The organism is Actinophytocola sp. (assembly GCF_050699915.1).
Classification (GTDB): domain Bacteria; phylum Actinomycetota; class Actinomycetes; order Mycobacteriales; family Pseudonocardiaceae; genus Actinophytocola.
In genome coordinates, this window is the sequence record NZ_JBOHGA010000160.1 from 1 (window position 1) to 15,360 (window position 15,360).

A 15,360-nucleotide genomic window follows, 5' to 3' on the forward strand; every position below is an offset into this window, starting at 1 on the left:
GCCCGGCACCAGGTCGACGGTCAGCTCGCCGCCCGGGCCCGCCGCGTCCGTGCCGACCACGACCCGGCCGAGCACCCCGTCCGCGCCCCGCGGCGCGGTCAGCCGCATCGGCGCCCGCGACCGCAGCACCGCCATGTCCGCGCCGCAGCCCAGGTCGATCGGCAACCCCGAACCCTCCACCTGACCGGCGCCCAGGCCGACGCAGCCGCGGTAGCCGGACACGTGCCAGCGCGACTCCGGCGAGCTCTCCAGCGCGGACGCCGGATTCGCGAAGTCGTCGTACATCCCGGTCAGCCCCGCGAACTCGGCGCGGTCCTGGTGGCCCGGCACGGCGATCAACTCGGTGGGCCGCGACCGCTGCCCGAACGCGTCGACGGCGCGCACCTCCACCCGGTACCGCCGGCCGTCGGTCAGCCCGTCGAGCTGCACGTCCGGCGCGGCGACCAGCCGGCTCGCGGCGCGCTCGCCGTCGATGCGCCAGCGCACGTCGTAGCCGATCACGCCGGGCGGCGCCGTCCCGCCGGCCAGGCCGTCCGCCCACGACAGCCGCAGCCGGCCGGCGCCGGGTGTGACCAAGATCCTCTCCGGCGGCTCCGGCCGGCGCCCGGCACTGGGCAGGACCACGAAGTTCGACGCGAACCGGTCCACCCGCACCGCCGGCTCAGCCTGGTCCGGCTCGGGCTCGGTGGTCCGCAGGACGGCCACGACGCCGACCAAGAGCAGGACACCGGCGAGCCAAGCCAGCAGCCGGTTCCGGGAGGGCACGAGGAAAGGTTAGGAGGCGTCCGGCGGCTGGGGCCGGTGCGTTGTGAAGTTGAGATCGTGTGACCCACCGATGACCGATTAGCCCCGCTTCGTCCGGTGAGCGGACGCCGGTCTGCAGTTTCGTTGCAGTCTGGTCACGAGGGCTCTAGGTGCGTGACTCGCACCGCTTTGGTTACTACGTTCCGGCCCAGCCCTCCGACATGGACGAGGGTGGGGTTCGGCATGCTATGCGCTAATGCTCGGACGAAGAGTGTGTGTAGAAGGGACGTCACGTGCGAAACCAGACGGTGAAGGCCGCGGCTCTGGTAGCAGCCGGAGTACTGCTGCTGGCGGCTTGCGGTACTAACAAGGAGGAGGCGCCGGCTGGTGGCGGGGAAAACCAGGCCGCCTGCGACACCAGCAAGGGCACGCTGGTCGTCGGCGTCATCGCTCCGCTGAGCGGTGAGCTCTCGGCCCTGGGCAAGGGAATCGAGAACTCGACCCGGCTCGCCGTCGACCAGGCCAACGAGAAGTGTGCCGTCAAGGGGTACAAGCTCGCCGTACAGGCCGAGGACGACCAGAAGAACCCGCAGCTCGGCGCGCAGGCCGCGACGAAGCTCGCGTCGACCCCTGGTGTGGTCGGCGTTGTCTCGACGCTGAACTCGTCGGTGTCGCAGAGCGTTCAGCCGATTCTGGACCAGGCCGGCATCCTGCAGATCTCGCCGGCCAACACGAACGACACGCTCACCAAGGGCGAGGACTTCGAGACCGCGCCGAAGCGGCCGTACAAGACGTACTTCCGCACCTGCACGACCGATGGGTTGCAGGGTCCGTACGCGGCCGACTACCTGGTGGAGAAGGCCGGCAAGAAGAACATCGCCATCGTCACCGACGGTCTGACCTACGGTGAGGGCCTCGCGGACACGTTCACCAAGCAGGCCCAGGCCAAGGGCGCCAAGATCGTCACCCGCCAGAAGGTCGGCGAGAAGGACACCGACTTCTCCGGCGCGATCTCCGCGGTCAAGCCGTTCAACCCGGACGCCGTCTACTTCGGCGGCCAGTACCCGCAGGCCGGCCCGCTGTCCAAGCAGCTCGCCGGTGCCGGACTGAACGTTCCGGTGATGGGTGGCGACGGCATCTTCGACGACGCGTTCATCGAGCTCGGCGGCAAGGACGGCGACCTCGCCACCTCCGTCGGCGCGCCGACCGAGGAGCTGGACAGCGCGAAGGCGTTCGTCGAGGCGTACGAGAAGGCCGGCTACAAGGAGGGCTTCAGCGCCTACGGTGCCTTCTCCTACGACGCCACCAACGCGATCGTCACCTCGCTGGGCAAGACGATCGGTGACGGCGAGTGGGCCGACTCCATGCGTGAGGACCTCGTCAAGAACACCGGCGAGTACGACGCCGAGGGCGCGACCGGCAAGGTCTCGTTCGACGAGTTCGGCGACAGCACGAACAAGGTGCTGACCGTCTACCAGGTGTCCGGTGGCAAGTGGGAGGCCGTGCAGACTGGTGAGTTCGGAGGCTGACCTTCGGGTTCAACCGATCTATCAGTGAACAACGAAGCGACGGTGGGGGTGGGCCCAGCCCACCCCCACCGCCTGTGGAGGTAGATGTGGGGACCCTGTTACAGCAGATCGCCAACGGGATCGTGCTGGGCGCCACGATCGGCCTGATCGCGCTCGGCTACACGATGGTCTACGGGATCATCCAGCTGATCAACTTCGCGCACGGCGAGGTGTTCATGGTCGGCGCGTTCGGCGGACTGGCGGTCTACCGGTGGGTGTTGCCGGAGAGCTGGCAGGAGATTTGGTACGTCGCGTTGCCGCTCATGTTGCTGGGAGGCGTGATCGTCGCGGTCGCCATCGCGGTGGCCATGGAGCGCTTCGCCTACCGGCCACTGAGAAACGCACCGAGACTCGCGCCACTGATCACCGCGCTCGGTGTGTCAGTGGCCCTGCAGGAGGCGATCCGGATCTGGTTCCCGGACGCCGACGCGGCGCAACCGTTCCCACGGGTGTTCATCGACGCCCAGGTCGACTTCGGACTGTTCGAGATCTCCGCGTCGGGGCTCCTGCTGATCGTCGTGTCGATCGTGCTGTCGATCCTGCTGCAGGCCTACGTCAGCAAGTCCCGGATGGGCCGTGCGATGCGGGCCACCTCCCAGGATCGGGACACCGCCCGGCTGATGGGCGTCAACCCCGACCGCGTCATCGTCCTGACGTTCATCATCGGCGCCGCCCTCGCCGGCATCGGCGGTGTGCTGTACGGGTCCTGGATCACCAACGTGGACAACTCCATCGGCTTCCAGAACGGCATCTTCGCGTTCACCGCGGCTGTGCTCGGCGGCATCGGCAGCCTTCGCGGCGCGGTGATCGGTGCCTTCATCATCGGCCTGATCAAGAACCTCGGCGGGCAGTACCTGCCGGGCGGCACCCAGTACGACTACGTGTGGATCTTCGTGGTCCTCATCCTCGTGCTGGTGTTCCGACCACAGGGTCTGTTCGGTGAGGCGGAGAGGGTGCGGGCATGACGAAGCTGACCGGATTCCTCCCACCCGCCCTGGCCCGCCCGGTCAGCGCGATCGGCGGCGTGCTGCTGTTGATCGCCGCCATGCTGCCGTGGGCGACGTTCCTGCTCAACGACGGCGCGTACCCGGACAAGGCGACGCTGCAGTACTTCGACGCGCCGTTCGAGCTCACCGGGTTCCGCTGGCAGGTGCTGCTCTTCGGCGCCGCGGCACTCATCGCGGTGTTCGCTCCGACACCGGGCAAGTCGCGTGTGCTACGCGCGATCGGCTGGGGCAGCATGGCGATGTCGGTGATCACCGGGCTCTTCATCGTCGGCGACGGCGGCGGGCTCGGCGCGATCACCTCGGCCGACGGCAACTTCGCGTTCGGCGCCATCGTCGGCCTGGTCGGCGGGTACGCGCTGGTCCTCGGCGCGTCGGCGATGCCGCTCGAGGACATCCCGGACTGGTCGACGCGGATCCTCGGCCGGACCGGCTGGTCCGGGCGCATCGCGGCCTGGGTCGTGCTGATCGTCGCGTTCGTCGCGGTGCTGTACCTGGTGTCGCTGACGCTGACCGTCGGCGGCATCGGCGGGGCCGCGTTCCCCTACGCCGGCCCGATCTTCCTGGCGTTCCTCGGGTTCGCCGGCGGGCTGCTCGGCGCGCTGCACGGCGCGGGCGTCACCCGCTGGGTGTCCCGGCTGTCCGAGGAGCACCGCGGGTTCAGCCTCGTCGTGCTGCTGGTGTGCGCGTTCGCGTTGCCGTTCACCGACGCGGGCAGCCAGTACTGGATGCAGGTCGCGGCCACCATCGGCGTGTACGCGGCGACCGCGATCGGCCTGAACATCGTGGTGGGCCTCGCCGGTCTGCTCGACCTCGGGTACGTGGCGTTCCTCGGCATCGGCGCGTTCGTCGCGGCGAACCTCTCCGGCGCGGGCGCCTCGGCGGTCGGCTGGAACCTGCCGTTCCCGGTCGCCGCGTTGATCGCGGCGGCGGTCGCCGGCGTGTTCGGCGCGATCGTCGGCTCGCCGACCTTGCGGGTGCGCGGCGACTACCTGGCGATCGTGACCCTCGCCTTCGGTGAGATCTTCTACCGCACCGCGCAGAACGACATCGGCGGCCTGACCGGTGGCGCGAGCGCGATCCCCGGCATCCCGCCGATCGAGATGTTCGGCACCGCGTTCAACCAGCCGATCCAGCTCTTCGGCACCGACCTGCCGACCGGTGTCATGTACTACTTCCTGATCGTGCTGGTGGTCGCGGCGATCATGGCGGTGTTCGCGAACCTCAAGAACAGCCGCATCGGCCGTGCCTGGATCGCGATCCGCGAGGACGAGGACGCGGCGCGGGCGATGGGCATCGCCACCGGCCGGGCCAAGATCCTCGCGTTCCTGGTCGGCGCCACGCTCGCCGGCCTCGCCGGCGCGATCTTCGTGCACAAGCTGGGCACCGCGTCCTACGACAGCTTCAAGTTCCTGGAGTCGGTGACGCTGCTCGCCGCGGTCATCCTCGGCGGCATGGGCACGATCCCGGGCGCCGTGCTCGGCGCCTCGCTGCTGTTCGTGCTGCCCGAGAAGCTGCGTGAGTTCGAGGACTACCGGCTGCTGGCCTTCGGTCTCGCGCTGGTGTTCATCATGCGGTTCCGGCCGCAGGGCCTCGTGCCCGACCGGGTCCGCCGAGCCGAGTTCGCCGGCGAGACAGCGGAGGGCAAGTCGATCGACGAGGTCCTGGAGAAGGCCGTGCTGGAACAAGAGGCCGAGCTCGAACGAGAACACCGGGCCCCGTCGAGCCCGAAGAAGGAGGGCGACCGATGAGCGCCGCGGCGGCACGGCACAGCGCGGCCGACACCGTGCTCGAGGCGACCGGCGTGACCATGATCTTCGGTGGTCTGACCGCGCTCAACGACGTCTCGCTCAACCTGGAGGAGGGCCGTATCGTCGGCCTGATCGGGCCGAACGGCGCCGGCAAGACGACGCTGTTCAACTGCCTCACCGGGCTCTACACGCCGACCCGGGGCGCGGTTCGCCTGCACGGCAAGGAGTTGCCGCAGGACCCGGCGAAGGTCACCACGGCGGGGGTCGCCCGGACGTTCCAGAACATCCGGCTGTTCCCCAACATGACCGTGCAGGAGAACGTGCTCGTCGGCCGGCACATCCGGATGCGACAGGGCCCGCTCGCGTCGCTGTTCCACGGCCCGCGGTTCCAGCGGGAGGAGCGCGCGGCGCGGGACAAGGCCACGGAGCTGCTCGAGTTCGTCGGACTGTCCGGTTTGGACGACGAGGTCGCGCGCAACCTGCCCTACGGCGACCAGCGCCGGCTGGAGATCGCCCGGGCGCTCGCCACCGAGCCGGACGTGCTGCTGCTGGACGAGCCGACCGCGGGCATGAACCCGCAGGAGACCGAGGCGGCCCGGCAGCTGATCTTCCGGATCCGCGACACGGGTGTGTCGGTCGTGGTGATCGAGCACGACACGAAGTTCATCTTCGGCCTGTGCGACTCGGTGTCCGTGTTGGTGCAGGGCGAGGTGCTGGTGGAGGGCACACCGGAGACCGTGCGGGACGACCCGCGGGTGATCGAGGCGTACCTCGGTAAGCCGCGCGAGGAAGTGGAGGCCTCGCTCACGGAGGCGGCCGCCGCCGGGCAAGTGGTGGAGCACCGCAGGCCCGACACCGGAGAGGAGACCGGCGAATGACAGCCCTGCTCGAGGTCGAGAACCTGAGCGTGGCCTACGGCGCGATCGAGGCCGTCCGGGACGTGTCGTTCACGGTGGAGGCGGGCCAGATCGTCTGCCTCATCGGGGCGAACGGCGCGGGGAAGACGACCACGCTGCGCACGATCTCCGGGTTGCTGCGCCCGCGTGGCGGCGACATCCGGTTCGAGGGCGAGTCGCTCACGAAGGCGCCCGCGCACACCATCCTCAGCCGGGGGATCGCGCACTCGCCGGAGGGTCGCCGGGTGTTCGCCCGGATGACGGTCGAGGAGAACATGCGCCTCGGCGCGTACACCCGCAAGGACGAGGCGGGCGTGCGGGCCGACATGGAGCGGGTGTTCGGGCTGTTCCCGGTGCTCGGCGAGCGGCGGTCGCAGAAGGCGGGCCTGTTCTCCGGCGGCGAGCAGCAGATGCTCGCGATCGGCCGGGCGATGATGTCCCGACCGCGGCTGCTGATGCTCGACGAGCCGTCGATGGGCCTGTCGCCGATCATGACGCAGCTGATCTTCGACACGATCAAGGAGCTGCAGCAGCAGGGCACGACGGTCCTGCTGGTCGAGCAGAACGCACTGGCCGCGCTGGCGCTCGCGGACCGTGGCTACGTGGTCGACCTGGGCGCGACCACGCTGGAAGGCCCGGGCAACGAGCTGCTCGCCGACGAGCGGGTGCGGGCCGCCTACCTCGGCCAGTCCTGACCGCCAGGAAGGACGCCATCCGGACACTCAACGTCCGGATGGCGTCCTTCCTGGCACGAGGGGGCGGACCTGCTCCGCGGCGAACCTGACGAAGCCCTCGAGGTCGGGCTCGTCCGCGGTGTGGGTGAGGATCACCGAGTCGGCGCCGGCGTCGGCCAGCTTGTGCACGGCCTCGGCGACCGTCTCGGCGTCGCCCGCCACGCCGAGGTCGGGGACGGACTCGACGCCCCAGACCTCCAGCTCGCGGCGCAACCGGGCAGCGGCGTCCGGGCCGGTCGTGGCGTGCAGGTAGACCACGATCGGGTGGTCTTCGGTGCGCCCGGCGGCGGCGCGGCCCTCGTCGATCACCTCGCGGGCCCGGCGCACGGCGGCCGCGTTGTGCTGCTGGTCGAGGACCGTGCCGTCGGCCAGCTCACCGGACAGCCGAAGCGAGCGCGGCTTCGTCGCCCCGACGTACACCGCGGGCGCGGCGGCCGGCGGCCAGTCGAGCGCGATGCCGTCGAGCCGCACGTAGTCGCCGGACGTGGTGACGCGCTCGCCGCGCAGCAGCGCCCGCAACGCGGTGAGGTGCTCGCGCATCGAGGTCAGCGGCGAGGCCGGGCGCACCCCGGTCTGCTCCATCCACTCCTGTGCGCCGTGCCCGACGCCGAGCACCATCCGGCCCGGGAACAGCCGCTCCAGGGTGGCCGTCTCCATCGCGGTCAGCGCCACGTTCCGCAGCGGCAGCGGGATGATGCCGACGCCGACGCGCAGCCGGGACGTCCACGCCAGCGCGGCGGCCATGGTGGCGACGCCGCCCTCGAAGAAGCAGTCCTCCCAGAGCCACAGCTCCTCGAGGCCGGACTCCTCGGCCGCGGCGACGACGCCGCGCAGCCGCTCGGGCGGCAGCTGCGGGCGGAACACGACGCCGAGCGTCGTCCTCGCCCCGGTCATGCGCCGGGCGGGCGTTCGCGGACGATGCAGGTCAGCCGAGCGGTGCAGGTGCGCCGGCCCTCGTCGTCGGTGATCACGATCTCGAACGTCGATGTGCTCCGCCCCACGTGCAGAGGCGTGGCCACGCCGGTGACGCTGCCCGACCGGACCGCGCGGTGGTGCGTGCACGAGAGCTCGAGCCCCATGGCGACCCGGTCGATGCCCGCGTTGAGCGCCGCGGCGACCGACCCGATGGTCTCGGCGAGCGTCGCGTTCGCGCCCCCGTGGAGCAGGCCGTACGGCTGGAGGTTGCCCTCCACCGGCATCGTGGCGACGACCCGCTTCGGGTCCCACTCGGTGACCTCGATGCCCATCCGCGACGGCAGCCACTGATCCATCAGGTCCGCGCGGATCCCGGGCAGGCCGGGCGGGAAGTTGCTGTCAGGGGTGATCAACGCGTTCTCTCCTCGCTGGTGGGCCGTCACCAGTGTCAGTGCTCCACCCTAGACTCGCCCTGTGCCTGAGACGCCCGCCACACGCAAAGCTCCTACCAGCGCGAAAGCCGGTCCCGAGCGGAGGTTGCTGCTCGTCGACGGCCACTCGATGGCCTACCGGGCGTTCTACGCGCTGAAGGAGGCGAACCTCGTCACCAAGAGCGGTCAGCACACCGAGGCGGTCTACGGCTTCACCTCGATGTTGATCAACCTCCTGCGGGACGAGAAACCCACGCATGTGGCCGTGTGCTTCGACGTGTCGCGCAAGACCTTCCGCAGCGAGCAGTACGCGGAGTACAAGGCCAACCGCTCCGCCTCGCCGGACGAGTTCAAGGGCCAGATCAGCCTCATCGAGGACGTGCTGGTCACGCTCGCCGTCCCGTCCTTCGCCAAGGAGGGCTTCGAGGCCGACGACCTCATCGCGACCATCACCACGGCGGCCGCGGCCGAGGACTTCGAGATCTTCATCTGTACCGGTGACCGCGACGCGTTCCAGCTGGTCAGCGACCAGGTGACGGTGCTCTACCCGTCTCGGGGCGTGTCCGAGATGTGGCGCATGACCCCGGCGAAGGTGCACGAGAAGACCGGCGTCACGCCCGACCGGTACGCCGACTACGCGGCGCTGCGCGGCGACCCGTCGGACAACCTGCCGAAGATCCCCGGCGTCGGCGAGAAGACCGTGGCCAAGTGGATCAACGAGTTCGGCTCGCTCGCGGAGCTCGTCGACCGGGTCGACGAGGTCAAGGGCAAGGTCGGCGACAAGCTGCGCGAGAACCTGGCCAACGTGATGATGAACCGCCAGCTCACCGAGCTGATGAAGGACGTGCCGCTGGGCATCACGCCCGACGACCTGGCCAGGCGGCAGTGGGACCGCGACGCCGTGCACCGGCTGTTCGACGAGCTGGAGTTCCGGGTGCTGCGCGACCGGCTGTTCGCCGAGCTGACCACGGCCGAGCCGGAGGCCGAGCACGGCTTCGAGGTCAGCGGCGGCGCGCTCGAGCCGGGGGACCTGCCCGCCTGGCTGGCCAAGCACGCGCCGGCCGGCTCGCGGGTCGGCCTGTCGTTCCGCGACGCGTCGACCGGAGCGGCGGGGGAGGCGGTCGAGCTGCGCTCGGTGGCGATCGCGCTCGTGGACGGCACGGGCACCTTCGTCGACGTCACCACACTGAACGAGGGCGACGAGCAGGCGCTGGCGGCGTGGCTGGCCGACGAGAAGGTGGCCAAGCTGGCCTACGACGTGAAGCGGTCGCTGCACGCGGTCCGGCATCACGGCTGGGCGCTGGCGGGGCTCGCCACGGACACCCAGCTCGCCGCGTACCTGGTGCGCCCCGGCCAGCGCTCGTTCGCGCTCGACGACCTGGTGCTGCGGTACCTCAAGCGGGAGCTGCGGGTGGAGCAGCAGCCCGAGGAGCGCCAGCTGTCGCTTTTGGACGGTGAGGAGGGCGACGCGGCGCAGGTCGCGGAGTCGGAGATCGTGCGCGCCCGGGCGATCGCCGAGCTGGCCGACGCGTTGGACGTGGCGCTGGAGGAGACCGGCGGCACGAACCTGCTGGCGGAGATCGAGCTGCCGCTGCAACGTGTCCTGGCCGACCTGGAGGCGGTCGGCATCGCGGTCGACACCGAGTTGTTGGCCTCGCAGGAGGCGCGCTTCGCGGCCCGGGTGCGCGACGCCGAGCAGGACGCGTTCAAGGTCATCGGCAAGGAGATCAACCTCGGGTCGCCGAAGCAGCTGCAGGTGGTGCTGTTCGACGAGCTGCAGATGCCGAAGACCAAGCGGACCAAGACCGGCTACACCACCGACGCGGACGCGCTGACCGGTCTGCACGAGCAGACCGAGCACCCGTTCCTGCGGCACCTGCTGGAGCACCGCGACGCGAGCAGGCTGAAGGTGACGGTCGAGGGCCTGATCAAGTCGGTGTCCGACGACGGCCGTATTCATACGACGTACAGCCAGACCATCGCCGCCACGGGCCGGTTGTCGTCGACGGAGCCGAACCTGCAGAACGTGCCGATCCGCACGGACGAGGGCCGCACGATCCGCGACACGTTCATCGTCGGCCAGGGCTTCGCCGAGCTGATGACGGCGGACTACAGCCAGATCGAGATGCGGATCATGGCGCACCTGTCGGCCGACGAGGCGCTCATCGAGGCGTTCCAGTCGGGCTTCGACTTCCACGCGGCCACTGCCGCCCGGGTCTTCTCGGTCGAGCCGGGGGAGGTCACCGGCGGCCAACGAGCCAAGATCAAGGCGATGAACTACGGCCTGGCGTACGGCTTGTCGGCGTACGGCCTGTCCCAGCAGCTGCGGATCTCCACCGACGAGGCCCGCGGCCTGATGGACGAGTACTTCGACCGCTTCGGCGGCGTGCGCGACTACCTGCAGGAGATCGTGGCGAAGGCCCGCATGGACGGGTACACGGAGACCATCTTCGGCCGGCGCCGCTACCTGCCGGACCTGACGAGCGACAACCGCCAGCGCCGGGAGATGGCCGAGCGCATGGCACTGAACGCCCCGATCCAGGGCAGCGCGGCGGACATCATCAAGGTGGCGATGCTGAACGTGGACCACGAGCTGCGCGCGGCCTCGCTGCGTACCCGGATGCTGCTGCAGGTGCATGACGAGCTCGTGCTCGAGGTCGCCGACGGGGAGCGGGAGACCGCGGAGGCGTTGGTGCGGAAGGGGATGGGCGGGGCCTACAAGCTGGACGTGCCGCTGGACGTGTCGGTCGGGTTCGGACGGTCCTGGAACGACGCGGCTCACTGAGGGTCGGGAGAGGAAGGCCGGAGGTGGGGGAGGGTGCGCCCAGTGCGCTCGTTGGCAAGTCTGGTGCGGCCTGGTGGGCGGGTGAGCGTTTCGCTTTGGTCGGGCCACTTTGGACAGGACGCGGAGCAACCCAAGGACTTCGCGTTCGTTGGCGGACGAGGCGAACCTTCCTCAACCTCATTCCTCGGCGGCTGGGGTGGGTGGTGTGCGCAAATCGGGCAGGCCGCCAGGCCTGCCCCTAAAGGGCGTGCCCAAGGCCGCGAAGGGAGGCTCGTTGTCAAGTCCCCGCCGACGGAACAAGACCAGCGCTGGGTGAGGCGCGGGGACTTTACAATGAGCTGAGCGGCCTTAAGCTGCACGCCAACCACCCCAGCCGCAGCTCATCAACCGCTGATCCAGAGCCGAGGAACAACGTGGAAGCGGTAGTCCATCTAAGGCGCGCCAGAGACCTCATGGACGCTCGCTACGCCGAACCACTGGACCTCAACGCCATGGCCGCCGAGGCCGGCTTCTCCCGCTACCACTTCGCGAGGGAGTTCAGAAACGCCTTCGGCGAGACCCCAGGCGGCTACCTGAGTCGCCGCCGCGTGGAGCGAGCCAAGGACCTGCTCGCCGCAGCGAACCTGACCGTCACCGAGGTCTGCATGGTCGTGGGCTTCACGAGCCTCGGCTCGTTCTCGAGGCGGTTCACCGAGCTCGTCGGGTGCTCGCCATCGGAGTACCGCCGCCGGATGGTCGCCCGAGGTGGACCGCCGCCGATACCGGGGTGTTTCGTCCGGGCGTGGGCGCGGCCCACAGCAATCGCGGATAAGCAGCCCGACCAAGGCGCGCCCTAGGTTCGGTCCACACCGAACAGAAAGGCGAACATGATCACCAAGCTCTCGCACGCCACGATCTACGTCCTCGACCAGGATCGCGCCAAGGACTTCTACGTCGACAAGCTCGGCTTCGAGGTGCGCGACGACATCACGATGGGCGAGGAGTTCGAGGGCGCCGGCCAGGGCTTCCGGTGGCTGACCGTCAGCCCGCCGTCCCAGCCCGACGTCCAGTACATCCTCGCCGACTGCGCCATGGGCCACTCGCCGGAGAACACCGAGGAGCTGCGCGCGCTCGTCGCCAAGGGGGCGATCGGCGGCGGCGTGTTCATCACCGACGACTGCCACAAGACCCACGCCGAGCTCACCGAGCGTGGCGTCGTCTTCCTGCAGGAGCCGGCGGAGCGACCGTACGGCGTCGAGGCCGTCTTCCGCGACGACTCCGGCAACTGGTTCAGCCTCACCGAGACCCGCTGAGAACCGCGCAAATGCCCCGCGCTCGGGTACCGTGACGGGCGGAGTCCGAGCTGCGGAGGCTCTGAGCGAGCTGGCGAGCGATCGATGACACAGGGCGACCGCGAGTGGCTCCACCGAGCCTGCGAGGGGGAGTCATGAGCCGGAAGCGGGCCCTCGTCCTCGGCGGCACCGGCATGTTGGCCGGCTGCGCCGAAGCCCTCGTCGCCGACGGTTGGCACGTCGTGCTGCCGAGCCGGCGCTACGCACCCATCCCGGCCGTCGAGCACAACGGGAACGGCGACGGGAACGGCAACGGACACCGCAAGGCCCTCTGGGTCCAGGCCACCTGGTCGGAGCCCGCCGCGCTCGCCGACGGCGCCGCGCGCGCCCTCGGCGGGCCGGCGGACCTGCTCGTCGCCTGGGTGCACCGGACCGAGCGGATCTCCGTGCTCCGCGCGGTGGCCCCGCTGCTCGCCCCGCAGGCTCCGGTTGTCGAGGTCCACGGCAGCGCGTCGGCCAACCCGGTCGGCGGCTGCCCGGACCCGGTCCTCGACGGCCATCCCACCCAGCAGATCGTGCTCGGCTTCGTCCGGCACGCCGGGCGCACCCGGTGGCTCACCCACCAGGAGATCTCGACCGGCGTGCTGGCCGGCGTCCGGCGCGCGCTGGCCGGCAAGCCCCCGGCGGTGCACCAGGTGGGGGAGTTCCGCCCGGTGCACCGCTGAACCCCCAGGGGCTAACCGATCCTCAACTCCTGCCACCGCACGCCGTCGGTCGACATCACGACCCTCGTCCCCGACACCGCGATGTAGCCGGTCCGCGTCTGGCCCGCGTAGGCCGGATACCGCTGCGACATCTTGGTGAACGTGCGACCGCCGTCCCTGCTCAGGTACATCCCGTCGGGCGCGTTGATGGTCAGCGACCCGTCCTCGCCCGCGACCGTGCTCGAGAAGACCCGGCGCGGCTGCTTGTCATCGGCGGGCCGCCACGTCTGCTCCCAGGTGCGACCGCCGTCGGCGCTGCGGAAGACGCCCTGCAGCCCGTTGCTCGTGTTCGACAGCGCGCCGATCGCCGTCGCGTACAGCGTGCCGCCCTGTGACACCACCGACCAGCCGTAGGGGTCGACGCTCTGCGCCCAGTCCAGGATCGTGGTCGTCCACGTGCGACCGTCGTCGTCGCTGACCGCGAGGCCCCAGTTGTCGGTCCTCGGGTCACGGCCCGCCACCCACCACCGGCCGTCCAGGGTCGGCTCCGAGCCGGCGGCCATCGCCGTCAGCGGCGGTCGGTTCGCCAGCAGCGCCGACTCCCCGGACCCCGGCTGCACCACGGCGAAGGTGCGCTCGGCGCACTTCTGGCCGCCGCCGACGAGCTCGGCACACGTCTCGATCAAGGCCCCGTGCTCGGGAATCGCCGAGACGGTCTCGGTCACGACGCCTGGCACCGCCACCTCGTCCCACGTCCGGCCGCCGTCCGTGCTGTGCATCCGGTAGGACCGGGTGCCCTCGGTTCCGGGGGACAGCGGCCAGTCGACCGTGAGCTCGTCGGTGCCCAGAACGCTGATCCAGCCCCGGGCCCACGAGGGAGCCGAGTCCGGCCGCGGCAGCGGCCGCTTGTCCCAGCGCGTGCCGTCGTCGGTCGCGAGCAGCGCCTCGCTGCACGAGACCGGCCTGCCCGCGCACCTTGCCCGGATCACGAACCCGTGCTCGGCGTCGATGAAGCCCACCCCGGAGATGAACGGCCCCTTGGTCAGGGTCGACGCCACGGGTGGTGGTGGCGGGTCCGGGATCATCTGCTCACGCAGCAGCGGCACCGCCAGGCTGACCACCAGCACCGCCACCACGGCGCCGATCTGCATGCGCCGGCGCACCACCCGCTGGCGGTGCCGCCCGACCACCTGGTCGAAATCGGGCACCGGCAGCGTCTCCCGCACGCCGTCGCGTAGCCGCGCCAGCTCGTCTTCGAGGTCGAGGTCAGGCATCGTGCATCTCCTCGGTCCGAAGCTGTGCCGCGAGCGCCGCCCGGGCGCGGGAGAGGCGGGACTTCACCGTGCCGACCGGAACGTCCAAGATGGACGCGACCGTGTCGACCGGCAGGTCGGCGAGGTAGTGCAGCACCACCGTCGCCTGGTACTCGTGCCCCAGTGCACGGATCGCCGCGTGCAGGTCGAGGTGCTCGCCGAAGCCCTCCTCGGGCACTTCGGGCTCCCGCCGCAGGATCCGGTCGAGCGTCGCCCGCCGGCGCCACCGGCGGCGGGCGAGGTTGACCACGACAGTGCGCACCCACGCCTCCGGGCTCTCCATCCGCGAGACCCGCGCGCGCCGGCCGTACGCGACCGCGAACGCCTCCTGCGTCACGTCCTCCGCCTCGCTCATGTCCCTGAGCAGGGCATACGCGGTCAGTACCAGGCTGCGGTAGCTCTCCTGGTACAACTGCGCGAACCAATCCCCGTCGACCACGTTCGCTCCTGTCCGGCTCGTATACCGTGCAAGAGTCACGAGCCAAACGCCAGGTTCCCGGAGGTGTTTCGATAGCTAGCGAAGGGCCCCGGCCGGCCGGACCTCCCACATGGTCCACAGTGGACGGTAGCCCTGCCGGGGCCAGAACACCGAGGCCAGCGGGTTGGGCGGGTTGTAGTACAGGAACGTGCCCGTGGCACCGCGTCCGGCCAGCTCGCGGTGGGCGACCGCCATCAGCCGCCGGCCCACGCCGCTGCCGCGGGCCTCGGGGCGCACCGACACGCAGTTGACGTACCCCCACCGGCCCACCGGCAGCCGGGCGCCGGTCGGCGTGCCCGGCTCCGCGTCGACGAGCCGGCCGTGGGCCAGCCCGACCACCACCCCGTCTCGCTCGGCGAGCCACACCGGGTCATCCTGCTCCAGGTGCCGGGTCAGTGCCGCGCGCTTGACCCGGCGGGCGTCCGGCCGGTCGATCGCGGCGCCGACCTGTGCCGAGTACGTCAGCTCGGCCAGCTCCAGCTCGAGCGCGACGGCGATGTCCCGGGTGGTCGCCAGCCGGACCGGCAGGTCCTCGCCGGCCTCGTCCGCGCACGGCGAGGTCCGCACGGCGAGCGTCGACAGGGGAGCGAACCCGTGCGCCAGCAGCGACCGGGCGACCTCGACGTCCCGGCTCGGCCAGGTGACCAGGCACGAGGAGTCGGGCCCGGGTGCCGCGCGTTCGATCAGCCGCCGCAGGTCCGGCAGCAGCGCGTCCATCGCGACCCCGCCGCCGGCGCCGACCAGCGGGTGCAGCTCCCACACCTCC

15 protein-coding genes are annotated in these 15,360 nt (G+C 70.6%); 9 read left to right on the forward strand and 6 right to left on the reverse strand.

Annotated features, from left to right (window positions below; all coding sequences use genetic code 11):
* Window positions 1-765, reverse strand: a 765-nt coding sequence (locus tag ACRDSK_RS23825; protein WP_431443464.1) for a fibronectin type III domain-containing protein, incomplete at its 3' end; no start/stop codon positions are given.
* 272 nt (window positions 766-1,037) lie between these two features.
* Between ACRDSK_RS23825 and ACRDSK_RS23830 the strand changes: the two genes are divergently transcribed.
* The 5 genes from ACRDSK_RS23830 to ACRDSK_RS23850 all read left to right on the forward strand — a co-directional run bounded on the left by ACRDSK_RS23830 (window position 1,038) and on the right by ACRDSK_RS23850 (window position 6,658).
* Entirely contained in the window at window positions 1,038-2,273 is a 1,236-nt protein-coding gene (locus tag ACRDSK_RS23830) for a branched-chain amino acid ABC transporter substrate-binding protein (protein WP_431443465.1), read from the forward strand.
* Between the two features lie 86 nt (window positions 2,274-2,359).
* Window positions 2,360-3,277, forward strand: a complete 918-nt coding sequence (locus tag ACRDSK_RS23835; RefSeq protein ID WP_431443466.1) for a branched-chain amino acid ABC transporter permease — start codon at window positions 2,360-2,362, stop codon at window positions 3,275-3,277.
* On the forward strand, window positions 3,274-5,067 hold the full coding sequence (locus ACRDSK_RS23840; protein ID WP_431443467.1) for a branched-chain amino acid ABC transporter permease: 1,794 nt from the start codon (window positions 3,274-3,276) through the stop codon (window positions 5,065-5,067). Before ACRDSK_RS23835 ends, ACRDSK_RS23840 begins: the two co-directional genes overlap by 4 nt.
* Window positions 5,064-5,945 carry an ABC transporter ATP-binding protein gene (locus tag ACRDSK_RS23845; RefSeq protein ID WP_431443468.1) on the forward strand — a complete coding sequence of 294 codons (882 nt, stop codon included), beginning with the start codon at window positions 5,064-5,066 and terminating at the stop codon, window positions 5,943-5,945. The genes ACRDSK_RS23840 and ACRDSK_RS23845 overlap by 4 nt, the downstream gene beginning before the upstream one ends.
* On the forward strand, window positions 5,942-6,658 hold the full coding sequence (locus ACRDSK_RS23850; RefSeq protein ID WP_431443469.1) for an ABC transporter ATP-binding protein: 717 nt from the start codon (window positions 5,942-5,944) through the stop codon (window positions 6,656-6,658). The genes ACRDSK_RS23845 and ACRDSK_RS23850 overlap by 4 nt, the downstream gene beginning before the upstream one ends.
* 27 nt (window positions 6,659-6,685) lie before the next feature.
* Here the strand turns inward: ACRDSK_RS23850 and ACRDSK_RS23855 are convergent, their stop codons facing one another.
* Both ACRDSK_RS23855 and ACRDSK_RS23860 read right to left on the reverse strand, forming a co-directional pair.
* Entirely contained in the window at window positions 6,686-7,591 is a 906-nt protein-coding gene (locus ACRDSK_RS23855; protein ID WP_431443470.1) for an LLM class flavin-dependent oxidoreductase, read from the reverse strand.
* The gene (locus tag ACRDSK_RS23860; RefSeq protein WP_431443478.1) at window positions 7,588-7,968 is read right to left on the reverse strand and encodes a PaaI family thioesterase; all 381 of its coding nucleotides are present in this window, start codon (window positions 7,966-7,968) and stop codon (window positions 7,588-7,590) included. Before ACRDSK_RS23860 ends, ACRDSK_RS23855 begins: the two co-directional genes overlap by 4 nt.
* Before the next feature lie 118 nt (window positions 7,969-8,086).
* On the opposite strand from ACRDSK_RS23860, the gene polA reads away from it, so the two are divergent.
* The 4 genes from polA to ACRDSK_RS23880 all read left to right on the forward strand — a co-directional run bounded on the left by polA (window position 8,087) and on the right by ACRDSK_RS23880 (window position 12,824).
* Entirely contained in the window at window positions 8,087-10,828 is a 2,742-nt protein-coding gene (gene polA / locus ACRDSK_RS23865; protein ID WP_431443471.1) for a DNA polymerase I, read from the forward strand.
* A gap of 452 nt (window positions 10,829-11,280) precedes the next feature.
* The gene (locus ACRDSK_RS23870) at window positions 11,281-11,664 is read left to right on the forward strand and encodes a helix-turn-helix transcriptional regulator (protein ID WP_431443472.1); all 384 of its coding nucleotides are present in this window, start codon (window positions 11,281-11,283) and stop codon (window positions 11,662-11,664) included.
* A 30-nt stretch (window positions 11,665-11,694) separates the two neighbouring features.
* Window positions 11,695-12,120, forward strand: coding sequence for a VOC family protein (locus ACRDSK_RS23875; protein ID WP_431443473.1), 426 nt, complete (start codon window positions 11,695-11,697; stop codon window positions 12,118-12,120).
* Window positions 12,121-12,254: 134 nt separating this feature from the next.
* A complete protein-coding gene (locus tag ACRDSK_RS23880) occupies window positions 12,255-12,824 on the forward strand; it encodes a hypothetical protein (protein ID WP_431443474.1) in 570 nt (189 codons plus the stop codon).
* A gap of 11 nt (window positions 12,825-12,835) precedes the next feature.
* On the opposite strand, the gene ACRDSK_RS23885 is transcribed toward ACRDSK_RS23880, so the two are convergent.
* The 3 genes from ACRDSK_RS23885 to ACRDSK_RS23895 all read right to left on the reverse strand — a co-directional run.
* Window positions 12,836-14,077 (reverse strand): hypothetical protein, encoded by a 1,242-nt coding sequence (locus tag ACRDSK_RS23885; protein WP_431443475.1) that lies wholly within the window; start codon window positions 14,075-14,077, stop codon window positions 12,836-12,838.
* On the reverse strand, window positions 14,070-14,555 hold the full coding sequence (locus ACRDSK_RS23890) for a sigma-70 family RNA polymerase sigma factor (RefSeq protein WP_431443476.1): 486 nt from the start codon (window positions 14,553-14,555) through the stop codon (window positions 14,070-14,072). The genes ACRDSK_RS23885 and ACRDSK_RS23890 overlap by 8 nt, the downstream gene beginning before the upstream one ends.
* A gap of 75 nt (window positions 14,556-14,630) precedes the next feature.
* A partial coding sequence (locus ACRDSK_RS23895; RefSeq protein ID WP_431443477.1) for a GNAT family N-acetyltransferase occupies window positions 14,631-15,360 on the reverse strand: 730 nt, incomplete at its 5' end.

Coding starts and splice junctions, on each gene's coding strand:
- ACRDSK_RS23840 (WP_431443467.1), top strand. CDS start 3,274: ATGACGAAGCTGACCGGATTCCTCCCACCCGCCCTGGCCCGCCCGGTC.
- ACRDSK_RS23845 (WP_431443468.1), top strand. CDS start 5,064: ATGAGCGCCGCGGCGGCACGGCACAGCGCGGCCGACACCGTGCTCGAG.
- ACRDSK_RS23850 (WP_431443469.1), top strand. CDS start 5,942: ATGACAGCCCTGCTCGAGGTCGAGAACCTGAGCGTGGCCTACGGCGCG.
- ACRDSK_RS23855 (WP_431443470.1), bottom strand. CDS start 7,591: ATGACCGGGGCGAGGACGACGCTCGGCGTCGTGTTCCGCCCGCAGCTG.
- ACRDSK_RS23860 (WP_431443478.1), bottom strand. CDS start 7,968: ATGGATCAGTGGCTGCCGTCGCGGATGGGCATCGAGGTCACCGAGTGG.
- ACRDSK_RS23870 (WP_431443472.1), top strand. CDS start 11,281: ATGGACGCTCGCTACGCCGAACCACTGGACCTCAACGCCATGGCCGCC.
- ACRDSK_RS23875 (WP_431443473.1), top strand. CDS start 11,695: ATGATCACCAAGCTCTCGCACGCCACGATCTACGTCCTCGACCAGGAT.
- ACRDSK_RS23880 (WP_431443474.1), top strand. CDS start 12,255: ATGAGCCGGAAGCGGGCCCTCGTCCTCGGCGGCACCGGCATGTTGGCC.
- ACRDSK_RS23885 (WP_431443475.1), bottom strand. CDS start 14,077: ATGCCTGACCTCGACCTCGAAGACGAGCTGGCGCGGCTACGCGACGGC.